This is a genomic window from Dyella koreensis, from assembly GCF_044904565.1.
GTDB classification, from domain to species: Bacteria; Pseudomonadota; Gammaproteobacteria; order Xanthomonadales; family Rhodanobacteraceae; genus Dyella_D; species Dyella_D koreensis.
In genome coordinates this window covers 1,385,098-1,397,699 of sequence record NZ_JADIKD010000012.1, presented here as the reverse complement: position 1 = coordinate 1,397,699, position 12,602 = coordinate 1,385,098, and the positions used below count along the sequence as shown (strand labels likewise).

Annotated in this window: 12 protein-coding genes; 7 read left to right on the top strand and 5 right to left on the bottom strand. The window is 63.1% G+C overall.

What is annotated here, in order from left to right:
* Positions 1-121: 121 nt before the first annotated feature.
* From ahpF to ISS97_RS21320, 3 genes are all read right to left on the bottom strand, one after another.
* Entirely contained in the window at positions 122-1,705 is a 1,584-nt protein-coding gene (gene ahpF / locus ISS97_RS21330) for an alkyl hydroperoxide reductase subunit F (protein WP_379984166.1), read from the bottom strand.
* A gap of 154 nt (positions 1,706-1,859) precedes the next feature.
* Positions 1,860-2,423, bottom strand: coding sequence for an alkyl hydroperoxide reductase subunit C (ahpC, locus tag ISS97_RS21325; RefSeq protein ID WP_090450516.1), 564 nt, complete (start codon positions 2,421-2,423; stop codon positions 1,860-1,862).
* Between the two features lie 171 nt (positions 2,424-2,594).
* The gene (locus tag ISS97_RS21320) at positions 2,595-3,911 is read right to left on the bottom strand and encodes a dicarboxylate/amino acid:cation symporter (RefSeq protein ID WP_379984167.1); all 1,317 of its coding nucleotides are present in this window, start codon (positions 3,909-3,911) and stop codon (positions 2,595-2,597) included.
* Between the two features lie 117 nt (positions 3,912-4,028).
* On the opposite strand from ISS97_RS21320, the gene prpB reads away from it, so the two are divergent.
* The 7 genes from prpB to ISS97_RS21285 all read left to right on the top strand — a co-directional run bounded on the left by prpB (position 4,029) and on the right by ISS97_RS21285 (position 10,777).
* Positions 4,029-4,916 (top strand): methylisocitrate lyase, encoded by an 888-nt coding sequence (gene prpB / locus ISS97_RS21315; protein ID WP_379984168.1) that lies wholly within the window; start codon positions 4,029-4,031, stop codon positions 4,914-4,916.
* A 75-nt stretch (positions 4,917-4,991) separates the two neighbouring features.
* Entirely contained in the window at positions 4,992-6,137 is a 1,146-nt protein-coding gene (gene prpC / locus ISS97_RS21310) for a bifunctional 2-methylcitrate synthase/citrate synthase (protein WP_379984169.1), read from the top strand.
* A 432-nt stretch (positions 6,138-6,569) separates the two neighbouring features.
* Positions 6,570-7,472 (top strand): hypothetical protein, encoded by a 903-nt coding sequence (locus tag ISS97_RS21305; RefSeq protein ID WP_379984170.1) that lies wholly within the window; start codon positions 6,570-6,572, stop codon positions 7,470-7,472.
* A 165-nt stretch (positions 7,473-7,637) separates the two neighbouring features.
* A complete protein-coding gene (locus tag ISS97_RS21300) occupies positions 7,638-8,027 on the top strand; it encodes a hypothetical protein (RefSeq protein WP_379984171.1) in 390 nt (129 codons plus the stop codon).
* Positions 8,024-8,710, top strand: coding sequence for a C39 family peptidase (locus tag ISS97_RS21295; protein ID WP_379984172.1), 687 nt, complete (start codon positions 8,024-8,026; stop codon positions 8,708-8,710). Before ISS97_RS21300 ends, ISS97_RS21295 begins: the two co-directional genes overlap by 4 nt.
* A complete protein-coding gene (locus tag ISS97_RS21290; protein ID WP_379984173.1) occupies positions 8,707-9,282 on the top strand; it encodes a hypothetical protein in 576 nt (191 codons plus the stop codon). The genes ISS97_RS21295 and ISS97_RS21290 overlap by 4 nt, the downstream gene beginning before the upstream one ends.
* 37 nt (positions 9,283-9,319) lie before the next feature.
* Positions 9,320-10,777: an acetate kinase gene (locus ISS97_RS21285; protein ID WP_379984174.1), complete on the top strand. Its 1,458-nt coding sequence runs from the start codon at positions 9,320-9,322 to the stop codon at positions 10,775-10,777.
* A gap of 129 nt (positions 10,778-10,906) precedes the next feature.
* On the opposite strand, the gene ISS97_RS21280 is transcribed toward ISS97_RS21285, so the two are convergent.
* Together ISS97_RS21280 and ISS97_RS21275 are read right to left on the bottom strand one after the other, a co-directional pair.
* Positions 10,907-11,515, bottom strand: coding sequence for a glutathione S-transferase N-terminal domain-containing protein (locus tag ISS97_RS21280; RefSeq protein WP_379984175.1), 609 nt, complete (start codon positions 11,513-11,515; stop codon positions 10,907-10,909).
* Positions 11,516-11,570: 55 nt separating this feature from the next.
* Positions 11,571-12,257: a TerC family protein gene (locus ISS97_RS21275; protein ID WP_379984176.1), complete on the bottom strand. Its 687-nt coding sequence runs from the start codon at positions 12,255-12,257 to the stop codon at positions 11,571-11,573.
* Positions 12,258-12,602: the final 345 nt, after the last annotated feature.

The window sequence follows — 12,602 nt, the reverse complement described above, 5'->3', positions numbered from 1 at the left end:
AGGAGCGCACCCTGTGCGCGACCGGATAGNGGCCCGGTCCCTGGGTTTGGGGCGGGCCCCGCCCCCCCCGGGCCCCCCCCCCCCCCTCCCCCCCCCCCCCCCCCCGCGACCGGATAGCGGATTACGCCGCGACGGCTTCTTCCGTCGCCGCCACCGGCATACGGATCAGATGATCGAAGGCGCTAAGCGACGCCTTCGCACCTTCACCCATCGCAATCACGATCTGCTTGAACGGCACGGTGGTGACATCGCCAGCCGCGAACACACCCGGGATCGAAGTTTCGCCACGCGCATCCACTTCAATCTCGCCACGCGGTGACAGCTTGAGCGTGCCCTTCAGCCATTCGGTGTTCGGCAGCAGGCCGATCTGCACGAAGATGCCTTCCAGGTCCACGCGATGGCTTTCGCCGCTGGTGCGGTCGGTGTAGGTCAGGCCGGTGACCTTATCGTCGCCGACCACTTCGGTGGTCTGTGCGCTGACGATCACTTTGACGTTCGGAAGGCTGCGCAGCTTGCGCTGCAGCACTTCATCGGCGCGCAGCTTGCTGTCGAACTCAAGCAGCGTGACATGGCCCACGATGCCGGCCAGATCGATCGCGGCTTCCACACCCGAGTTGCCGCCGCCGATCACCGCCACGCGCTTGCCTTTGAACAGCGGGCCATCGCAATGCGGGCAATAGGTGACGCCCTTGTTGCGGAACTCCTGTTCGCCCGGCACGTTCATGTTGCGCCAGCGCGCGCCGGTGGAAAGGATGACCGTCTTCGACTTCAGCGAGGCGCCGTTGGCGAGCTTCACTTCGATCAGGCCGTTCGGGTCGGTGGGCGGAATCAGTTGTTCGGCGCGCTGCAGGTTCATCACATCCACATCGTATTCGTGGACATGCTGCTCCAGCGACGCCGCCAGCTTCGGACCTTCGGTGTAGGGCACGGAGATGAAGTTCTCGATGGCCATGGTGTCCAGCACCTGGCCGCCGAAGCGCTCCGCGGCTACGCCGGTGCGGATGCCCTTGCGCGCGGCATAGATCGCCGCTGCGGCGCCGGCCGGGCCGCCGCCCACGACGAGCACGTCGAACGGGGCCTTGGTCTTGATCTGTTCGGCGGCACGCTGCGCAGCACCAGTATCCAGGCGCGCAGCGATCTGCTCGATGGTCATGCGGCCCTGGTCGAACGGTTCGCCGTTGAGGAATACGGTGGGTACCGACATCACCTGGCGCTCGTTCACTTCGTCCTGGAACAGCGCGCCATCGATCGCCACATGCTTGATGTTGGGATTGATCACGCTCATCAAGTTCAGCGCTTGCACCGTGTCCGGGCAGCTGTGGCAGGAGAGCGACATGAAGGTCTCGAAACGGTACTCGCCTTCGAGATTGCGCACCTGCTCGATCACTTCCTGCGCGGCCTTGGATGGATGGCCGCCCACCTGCAACAGGGCCAGCACCAGCGAGGTGAATTCGTGGCCGAGCGGAATGCCGGCGAAGCGCACGCCGACATCCGTGCCGACGCGGTTGATCGCGAAGGACGGCTTACGCGCGTCGTTGCCGTTGCGGTCAAGGCTGACTTGGTCGGACAGCGATGCGATGTCCTGCAGCAGCTCGAGGAGCTCCTGCGACTTGGCGCTGTCGTCGAGGGAGGCCACGAGCTCGATCGGGTGAGTGACCTTTTCGAGGTAGGCCTTCAATGGGGTCTTCAGATCGGCGTCCAACATCAGTGGCTCCTTCGGTTTATTCGGGGTGAGCGCCACGAGCACCCGGCGTTGCCGGGCGTCGCGAACGCCGAGGATTCTTTAGAGCGGACCCGGCAGAACGCCGGGTCCGGGGCGGCTCGAAAGGGCGAGCCGCAAGTCACGGGAAAGCAGTGGTTTAGATCTTGCCAACCAGGTCGAGCGACGGCTTCAGGGTCTTCTCGCCTTCCTTCCACTTGGCCGGGCACACTTCACCCGGGTGGGAGGCGACGTACTGGGCGGCCTTGACCTTGCGCAGCAGTTCCGACGCGTCACGGCCGATGCCGTTGTCGTGGATCTCGCACAGCTTGATCTGGCCTTCCGGGTTGATCACGAAGGTGCCGCGCAGCGCCAGGCCCTCTTCTTCGATCATCACGTCGAAGTTGCGGGTGATGGTGCCGGTCGGGTCGGCGAGCATGGTGTACTTGACCTTGCCGATCGCGTCGGAGGTGTCGTGCCATGCCTTGTGGGAGAAATGCGTGTCGGTCGAGACCGAGTAGATCTCAACGCCCAGCTTCTGGAATTCGGCGTAATGGTCGGCCAGGTCTTCCAGCTCCGTCGGGCAGACGAAGGTGAAGTCGGCGGGGTAGAACACCACCACGGACCACTTGCCCTTCAGCGAGGCGTCCGTGACTTCGATGAACTGGCCATTCTTGTAAGCCTGGGCCTTGAACGGCTTAACTGCGGTATTGATCAACGACATCGTTGTTTTCCCGTGTGGTTGGTTGTTGGAAACGAAAAGATATCGTGCTTGACACGATTAATCTAATTGATAGTTGGCATGACCTCGATTGGCTGAGGCTATCGATCGGCAGCCCGCGCCATGCAACGGCCTAGCATGCCGCCGCGGGCGTGACAGGAATGCGTAAGCCGTTCAGCCCGGCGAGGCTCCGGCGGCTTTCACGCGGGCATCGACCACGGTGGCGGTGACGATGTCGCTGCCTACGTTCACTGTGGTGCGCAGCATGTCCAGGATGCGGTCCACGCCCAGCACGATGCCGATGCCTTCCGGCGGCACGCCGAAAGTCGCCAGTAGGCCGGCGATCAAGGGCATTGAGCCGCCGGGGATGCCGGCCACGGCCACCGCGCTCAGCACCGAGAGGAACATCAGCACGCATTGCTGGCCCAGTGCGAGGTCCACGCCAAAGGCCTGCGCCACGAACAGCACCACACAGCCTTCGAACAGCGCGGTGCCGCTCATGTTCATGGTGGCGCCCAGTGGCAGCACGAAACCCGCAGTGCTTGGAGCCAGTTTCAAATCGTCCTTGGCGACCGCGAGCGAGGCGGGCAGGGAGGCACTGCTGGAGCTGGTGGAGAAGGCGGTGATCAGCAAGGGCCGGATCTGTTTGAAGTAAGCCAGCGGCGAGCGTCCCGCCAACAGCTTCAGCCACAGCGACATGGTGCCAAACAGGTGCAGGGCCAGCGCCGTGGCGCAACCGACGACAAACACCGCCAGGGTCAGCAGGATGTCCACGCCGACTTTGACGATCACGCTGTAGATCATCGCCGGCACCGCATAAGGCGCGAGCTTCAGCGCGAAGCCGACAATGCCGGTCATCACTTCACTGATCAGATCCAGTCCGGCCTGCAGCTTCTGGCGCTTGTCTTCGCTGAGCTGGGTGCCGGCCGCGCCGACCAGGATGGCGAACAGAATCAGCGGCAGCACCTCGCCCAGCTTGCCGGGGTCGTTGCCGACGAAGGCTCCGAACAGGTTGCGCGGCATGAACATCTCCACCAGCGTGGCGAAGCTCATGCCGGGTTGTTCGTGCTGGCGCTCCACGGCGGCGCGGGCGCTGCCGCCGTATTCCTGCATCAGCAGGTCTTTAGATGCAGGATCGAGGTGATGGCCTGGCTGCAGCAGATTCATCATCACCAGGCCGATGAACACGGCGATCGCCATGTTGGCGAAGAACAGCGCAAACGTACGTCCGGCCAGCGGGCCAAGTTTGTCGAGTCGCCCCAGTTGCACCACGCCGGAAGCGAGCGAAGCGAATACCAGCGGGATCACCACGAAGAACAGCATGCGAAGGAAGATCTGGCCCAGCGGATCGAACACCGCGGTCGAGATGGCCTGCATGGTTTTCAGCGTGGCGGGATGGAACTGGCCGATGCCGAGCGTGACCACCGCGGCGATCACGCCGATCAGCAGGCCCCAGAGAATGCGTGTGGCGAGACGGGTGGGTGTACTCATCCACCGAATGTACGGGAGAGGGCTTGTCCGGGTCACGCAAGAATTTACGTTTGCTGCCCCGCAGCACGGGATTGTGGCCCCGGGCGCGCTAAAATCGCCGCTTTACGCGGAGGTTCCATGACCCAGATTGCATCCCCCGGCGCGCGTTTCCGCGCCGCAGTCGCCGCCGAACAACCCCTGCAAGTCATGGGCGCCGTTACCGCCTACGCCGGCCTGATGGCCAAGCGCGTGGGCTACAAGGCGCTATACCTCTCCGGCGGTGGCGTGGCCGCCAACTCGCTGGGCATGCCCGACCTCGGCATTTCCACCATGGAAGACGTACTCACCGATGCCCGCCGCATCGTGGATGCTACCCAGATGCCATTGCTGGTCGATATCGACACGGGTTGGGGTGGCGCCTTCAACATCGCGCGCACGATCCGCTCGTTCATCAATGTCGGTGTTGCCGCGGTGCACATGGAGGATCAGGTCGGCCAGAAGCGTTGCGGCCACCGTCCCGGCAAGGAAGTGGTGCCGAAGGAAGAGATGGTCGACCGCGTCAAGGCAGCCGTCGATGCCCGCACCGACCCTGGTTTCGTGATTATGGCGCGTACCGATGCCGCCGCCGTGGAAGGCATCGATGCGGCCATCGACCGCGCCTGCGCCTATGTCGAGGCGGGCGCCGACATGATTTTCCCGGAAGCGATGAAGACGCTGGACGACTACCGTCGGTTCAAGGCATCGGTGAAGGTGCCGATCCTGGCGAATCTCACCGAGTTTGGCTCGACGCCGTTCTTCACCACGGACGAGCTGCGCGACGCCAACGTCGATATTGCCCTGTATTGCTGCGGCGCCTACCGCGCGATGAACAAGGCGGCGCTGAATTTCTATGAGACGGTGCGTCGCGAAGGCACCCAGAAGAACATCATCGACACGCTGCAAACGCGCGAACAGCTGTACGACTTCCTTGGCTACCACGCCTACGAAGATAAGCTCGACGCGCTGTTTGCCGACAGCAAGCCCTGATTGAGCCCGATTCACGCCATGCCGCGAGATGTTCGACGCGGTCGGCAAGCTGCATGCATTGAGGAGAAGTATCCGATGAGCGAGCAAGTCCTTCCCAAGGCCAAGAAATCCGTCGCCCTGTCCGGCGTGGCCGCGGGCAACACCGCGCTGTGCACCGTTGGCCGCAGCGGCAACGATCTGCATTACCGCGGTTATGACATCCATGATCTGGCGGCCAAGGGCTGCTTCGAAGAAGTGGCCTACCTGCTGGTGCACGGCGTGCTGCCGAACTGGGCCGAGCTGAATGCCTACCGCGCCAAGTTGAAGCGCCTGCGTGGCTTGCCGGCGCCGGTGAAGAGCGCGCTGGAGCTGCTGCCGGCTGCCACGCATCCGATGGATGTGATGCGCACGGGTTGCTCGGTGCTCGGCACGGTGCTGCCGGAGAAGGACGACCACAACGTCACCGGTGCGCGCGACATCGCCGACCGCCTGATGGCGAGCTTCGGTTCCATGCTGCTGTACTGGTACCACTTCAGCCACAACGGCAAGCGCATCGAGACGGAGACGGAAGACGACTCCATCGCCGCGCATTTCCTGCATCTTCTGCACGGCAAGAAGCCGAGCGAACTGCATGCGCATGCACTGGACAAGTCGCTGGTGCTGTACGCCGAGCACGAGTTCAACGCGTCGACCTTCACGGCGCGCGTGATTGCCGGCACCGGTTCGGACATGTATTCGGCGATCACCGGCGCCATCGGTGCGCTGCGTGGTCCCAAGCATGGCGGTGCGAACGAAGTGGCGATGGAAATCATCGCGCGCTATCGCAACCCGGCCGATGCGGAAGCGGACATCCGCGCCCGCGTCGAGCGCAAGGAGATCATCATCGGCTTCGGCCATCCGGTGTACACCGTGTCCGATCCGCGCAACGAGATCATCAAGGAAGTCTCGCGCAAGCTGTGCACGGAGGGCGGCAACCCGACGCTGTTCGACGTCTCCGAGCGCATCGAGAAGCTGATGTGGGAACTCAAGAAAATGTTCCCCAACCTCGACTGGTTCTCGGCCAGCGCGTATCACATGATGGGTGTGCCGACGGCGATGTTCACGCCGCTGTTCGTGATTGCCCGCACCTCCGGCTGGAGCGCGCACGTGATCGAGCAGCGCGAGGACGGCAAGATCATCCGCCCGAGCGCGAACTACACCGGCCCTGAAGATCAGGTCTACGTGCCGATCGAAAAGCGCTGACGTGTCGTTCGATGCCAATGAAAAAAGAGGGAGCCGCGAGGCTCCCTTTTTTGTTGTAGTCGTTCTGTGGGGGTGACGTGCATGCATCGTTAGCCTTTCATCGGCACAGGTGTATCGGCGCTGTTACATCTTCTGCATGGTGCAAAAGTGGCATCGATTCATCACAACTCATTGGAAAGCAAGCAGTGTTTTTCTGTCGCGCCTGAGCGCTCTCGGGTATTGCGATACCGGGTGTAACAGTGGAGATACAGATCGCGACCCGAAATCTGACTCGATGGTCAGGTCGTGATTTGAGATCGTTTTTCAAGCCACTGTTTTTTCTGATGATCTGTTCTTTCTCCAGCGAATGCTCAACGTGGCATGCATGTTGCGACGTACCTGTGCCGCAAACGCAGGCAAGCAGGGGGCAAACGCGTCAGATGGAGAATGCATATGCGCAAGACTCTTCTTGTAACAGCGATCTGCCTTGGTCTGGGATTCACGCTACCGGCCTTGGCTGACACCACTCAGACCGGCGGAGCTGGACCCAGTGCGCAGAAGCACTCCACGGCGACCTCCGATTCTTATGCCAACGGACAAGGTAGTGCAGCAGCCAATAACGGCGGCACCGCTTCTTCGGCAATCACCAGTTCGTTCGACACCAGCAAGGCTGTAGCGGTAAGCCGCCTCGAAGGCGCCGTAACGGACAACAACGTCTACAACATCGGCAACTACGCTACCAATTACGGCAATGCCAATGGTGGACGTGGTGGTTCGGGTGGCGAGGGCTACGGCGGCGACGGCAATGGCGGCGCCGGTGGATCGGGCGGCAATGGCGGCAACGCGCATGCGCGCAGCGGTCGTGCCGGCGGTAGCGGCGCTTCCAGTGGTGATGCACTGGCAGGTGCGGGCGCCTGGGGCGGCAGCGCCGATGGCGATAACTACTCGAATGCTCATGCGCGTGCACGTGGTGCCGGCACCAATACCAGCACCGCGACAGGCGGCAATGGCAGTTGGGCTGGTGGCGCTGCGACGGGTGGCACCTCCACCTCGACCAGTGGCGCTGCCTCTGCAACGGGCGGTACGAGTGGTGCGGCTGACGCGGTTGCCGGCAGCGGTGCAGCGGGCGGCGCGGGTGGCTCGGCTGCCGGTGGTGCTGGCACGGGTGGCATGGGTGGCAGTGGCGGCGCGGGCGGCAGCAACAGCGTCAGCGCAGGCACTTTCGACATGTCCAACAACATGACCAGTGCGGCCGCGGCGGCGGCTGGCGTATCAGTGCTCGCGCAGAACAGCGGCGCAAGCTCGCTGATTCAGCAGAGCGTGAATGTCCAGGCCAATCTGAACGTCGGTCATTGATAGGCAAACCCATGTCGTGGGGCGCCTTGCGCGCTCCACGACAGCTTGTGTCCGGCCGGTTCGGAAGTCTTGTCGCGGGAAGCGCGCAGGCGTCGGAGCAGGGCGGCTGCAGGCACAACGGGAGACGGTGTCATGCAGATCAACAGGCCTGCCTGGTTTGTTGGAATGGGATGTCTATTTACGTTGGCGTCGGGAGCGGCGATGGCGGCGGGACGTCCATCGGTGACTTCGTACTTGGCGAATACCCCCGGTTCGCCAGTGGCGGGGTATATCGCGGCGGCCAACAGCGGCCGCGCGGCCTATGTCGACGGGTTCGGCCGCAGCGTGGACGCCGGCGTGCTGGGCGGCATGAGCGGTGGCGCCGATGTGAGTGAGCAAATGACACTGAACGGCACCGTGAGCAACAACGACGCCGACCATGTAGTCACGGGGTTCAATTCCATCAGTGCCGGTTCGTTCGCCGGCGCGTCGGGTGTGCCGATGGTGATCCAGAACACCGGCAACAACGTGCTGATCCAGAACGCCACGATCATCAACGTGCAGTTCAAGCCATGAGCCGATGGCTGCCGCTGCTGGTGCTTCCGTCGGTGCTGCTTGCAGGGTCGCTGCAGGCGGCATCGGTGCCGGTGCCCGGCGCGCAGGGCCAGAACTTGACCATGCACCTCACCAGCCTGAAGGAAGCCCGCTTCAGGAACACCATTCGGCAGAAGTATGACTTCAGCTGCGGCTCTGCCGCGGTGGCGACGTTGCTGACCTATCAGTACGGCTATCCGGTCAACGAGCAGGCTGCGTTCGAGCAGATGTATGCCCACGGCGACCGCGCGAAGATCAGCAAGGAAGGCTTCTCACTGCTCGATATCAAAACGTACCTGCAAGCCAACGGATTCGAGGCGGATGGATTTGAAGTGCCGCTGGAAAAGCTCGAGCAGGAAAATCTTCCGGCGATCGTGCTGATCGACGAGCGCGGCTATCACCATTTCGTGGTGATCAAAGGTATGCGCGCCGGTCGCGTGTTGGTGGGGGATCCGGCTTTGGGTACGCGCTCGCTGCCACGTTCGCGGTTCGACGCGCTGTGGAAAAACCATCTTGTTTTCGTCATTCACAACCGGCGCTCGCTGGCGGTGTTCAACAGCCCCAGCGACTGGCGTGCCGCGCCTATGGCGCCGATCAGTTCCGGTGTCGACCGGCGTGGGCTGGAAGGCATCACCATGCCCAAGCGTGGTCCGGGGGATATATGAAAGCCTTGTTGTCGCCGACGCGTCCGCGCGTGATCCTGGTCTGCCTGTTGACGGCTGTGGCGGGTCTGGCGGCGCGTTCCGCGCACGCTCATGACTTTGTTTTCAGTGAAGGAGGGGCGGCGCCCACAGAAGGTATCGGCGATGCCTCGGAAGTGGCGCAATGGTCGCCGGTCAACGCCAATCGGCTGGATGAGACGCGCGGCGGTTTCGATCTCGGCAATGGGCTGGTCGCGTCGCTTGGTATCGATCGCGCCGTGTACATCAATGGCGCACTCGTCACCTCGACCAAGATCGATATCCCGGATATCGCTCACATCACTACCGCGCAGGCCAACGCGCTGGCTTCGGCGTCGGGCGCCACGACGGTGGTGCAGAACGGTCCAGGCAACAGCTTCGATCCGTCCGCTCTCAGCCACACCATTGCGGCCACGGTGGTACAGAACACCCTCAACAATCAAAACATCAGCACCGTGACCACGATGAATATCTCGGTGAACAACCTGAGCATGTTCCGCGGGCTCAACTTGCAGCAGAGCCTGCAATCCGTAGCGGCCAATCCACTGGGACGTTGACGCGCCAAGCCATCGACCGGCGCGAAAGGAATGCGAGATGACCATCGGACGAAAGCCATGGCGGTATACATGTTCGGCAGGTTGTGCCGGGCTAGTTCTGCTTAGCGGCATCTGCGCGGCGCAGCAGACGCCGGTATCCGCCAGCCCGACGCCAAATGCACTGGTGCCCAGTACGCCCGTACCCGGCACACCGGTACCCAGTACACCGACAGTGCCGGCATCGGGCGATGTCTCCTCAACGATCCGCAAGCAAGTGCTCGAGCAAGGCGAACGCCTGGATGCGATGCGCAGCCAGATAGCCGCGCAAGTCGAGCAGCTCGAGTCGATGAAGCGCGCGCTGGCCGCGCAGGAAGCTGACTACAGGGCGTTGCGCCACGCCGTGGGCATAGATGTGCTGGACAAGCAACGTGCCGGCAATATCCGCGCGGCGGGTGCAGGCGTGTCGGCCTTGCCGATGTCCGCAGCCGATTCGCTTGCGGTTGGCGGTTCCAGCGATGTGGATACCAAGCCGGTAGGGCAGGCGCCGCAGCAGGATACGCGGCCGCCCGAGGTGGCGCCGATCTTCGATCAGCCGGGTGTGCTGACGCCGCGCGGAAAACTGATCGTCGAGCCCTCGTATCAGTTCGGCTATTCGTCGGCGGATCGCGTGGCCCTGGTGGGCTATACCGTCATTCCGGCGATCCTGATCGGTCTCATCGACGTCAGGCAGGTGAAGACCACCACGCAGACCGGCGCGGTGGCCTTGCGCTATGGCATCACCAACCGCCTGGAGGCGGAGGTGCGCATTCCCTATGTCTACGGGCATACGGATACGATCAGCCGTGAGATCTTTACGGGCACAGCGACCGATCGCGTGTTTGGCGCGAGTGGTCATGGCATCGGCGACGTCGAAGCCACGGCGCGCTACCAGCTCAACGATGGCGGCGCGGACAAGGCGTATTACATCGCCTGGCTGCGTTTCAAATCGCGTACCGGCCGCGATCCTTTCGAGGTCACAACGGACTGCGTGCAACGTTGCGTGCAGAACGCGACGGGTACCGGTTTGCCGCTTGAGTTGCCGACGGGTACGGGCTTCTATTCATTGCAGCCGGGCGTGACCTGGCTGTATCCGTCCGATCCGGTGGTGTTCTTCGGCAATGTGAGTTATCTGCGCAACTTCGAACGAAGCAATGTCAGCCGTACGTTGTTGCTGGCAGGCAAGGAGCAACTGGGCAAGGTAAAGGTCGGCGATATCGTGGATATGAGCGTGGGCATGGGCCTGGCGCTGAACGAGAAGGCCTCCTTCAGTATTGGCTATGACCAGAGCTGGGTTGGTGTCACCAAGCAGAACGGCAAGACCGTGCCGGGCTCCGCCAAGACGGTGCTGGGTACCTTGCTGATTGGCGGCTCGTATCGCCTCAACGAGAAGCGTACGGTGAACTTCACGCTTGGCGTCGGCGTGACGCGCGACACGCCGGATGCTACGGTGACTGTGCGTGTGCCGATGACGTACTGAGTAGGAGCGCACCCTGTGCGCGAAAGCCCTGCGTAGCAGGGCCTTCTTCTATTTCATTTGGCAAAAGCGGCCCTGCTACGCAGGGCTTTCGCGCACAGGGTGCGCTCCTACCAGAAGGTGTGCGGGCGCTTAAAGCCCTTCGGCCTTCATGGCGGCCTGCACGCCGGCGTCTTCGCGCATGCGCGCGGAGAAGCGCTCGAGCTGGTCGAGGCCGGCGAGGTTTACGCCTTTGCCTTTGGCCCAGCGCAGCACGACAAACAGGTAAGGATCGGCAATGGAACGTGAGCCGGTCAGCCAGTCGCGCCCGATGAGCTGAGTGTCGAGCTGCGCGAACATGCCGCGCAGACGGACTCGCGCGTTCTCCTGCAGTTCGGCATGCGTGGCCTCGTCGCCCACGAAACGGGCGGGGCCGAACAGCGGCTTGAAGGCGGGATGTACATCCGAGTTGAGGAAGCACAGCCAGCGCAGTGCCTCCGCGTGGCCGCGAGGGCCTTCGCCGGCCAGCTTCGCTTCGGGGAAGCGTTCGGCGAGATAGTTGAGGATGGCCACGTTCTCGGTCAGCAGCCAGCCGTCGTCTTCCTGCAGCACAGGCACCATGCCGTTGGGGCTGATCTTCAGGTAGTCCGGCGAGCGGAGCTGGTCGCGCGGCACTGCGTAGGCTTCGTAGGGCTGGCCGATCCATTCGAGCACGATGTGGTCGGCAAGCGAACAGGCGCCCGGCAGGTAGTAAAGCTTCATGAGGTTCCTCGGTGGAGAAAAGGGCGGCGCAGTGTGGCGCGCCGCCCGATTCACCTCAAGCCGCGCCGGCCAGGCGCTGGCGTCGGCGTTGCATCAGCCAGCCACCGCCACAGACGGCGGCCACCAACAGCGCGTCGAGCGTGTACTTCGCCCAGCCGCGGGCGTCGAACCAGGATGCCAGCAGATGGTCGTGGGCGATCATGCGCGCGGCGGTCCAGGCGATGGCGCCGGCACCGATGTAGACGATGATGGGAAAGCGTTCGATCAGCTTGAGGATTAGGGTCGAGCCCCACACCACCAGCGGGACGCTGATCGCGAGGCCGATGATCACCAGGGTCATATGGCCACCCGAGGCGCCGGCGATGGCCAGCACGTTGTCCAGGCCCATCAGGGCGTCCGCGACCACGATAGTGCGTATGGCTGCCCAGAAGCCGGCGGCGGCGCCAATGTTGTGTCCGTCACCGTCATCGGTGCGCAGCAGCTTCCAGGCGATGGGCAGCAGCAGTAAGCCACCGGCCAGCATCAGGCCCGGCAATTTGAGCAGATAGACCACTACGGCGGTCAGCGCGATGCGTATCGCCACCGCGCCAAAGCTGCCCCAGAACACCGCCTTTTTCTGCAGATGCTTGGGTAGGTTGCGCGCGGCAAGGGCGATGACGATGGCGTTATCGCCCGCCAGCACCAGATCCAGCAGCACGATGGCCATCAGGCCAGAGAAGAATTCAGGAGTGAGAAAATCCATGCGGTTTAAGTTCCTGCGCGCGGGACAAATGCAGCAACCACGGGTGCACGCAGCCCCGCGATTACCGCAAAAGTCTCGTTCGCGGCAGAACCGCTGCAGTGACCGGAGCGGTGCTCCGCTCGTGATGACGACCACTGCACGAACGCCCGATGAGGCGGCGTCCGGAACTACTCCCCTTTGGGATTAGTGCCCGGCATTGTCGATGCCGGCATGCATACCAGTCAAGCCAAAGCCCTTAAGGAAAAGGCTTTCTCTCGCTACAATGCGTTGGTTTTGCAACGACATGAGCGGCCGCCGAGTGGCGGACGCGAGCCGGGCGTCCGCCTGCGCTCAGCCGGGCGTCTA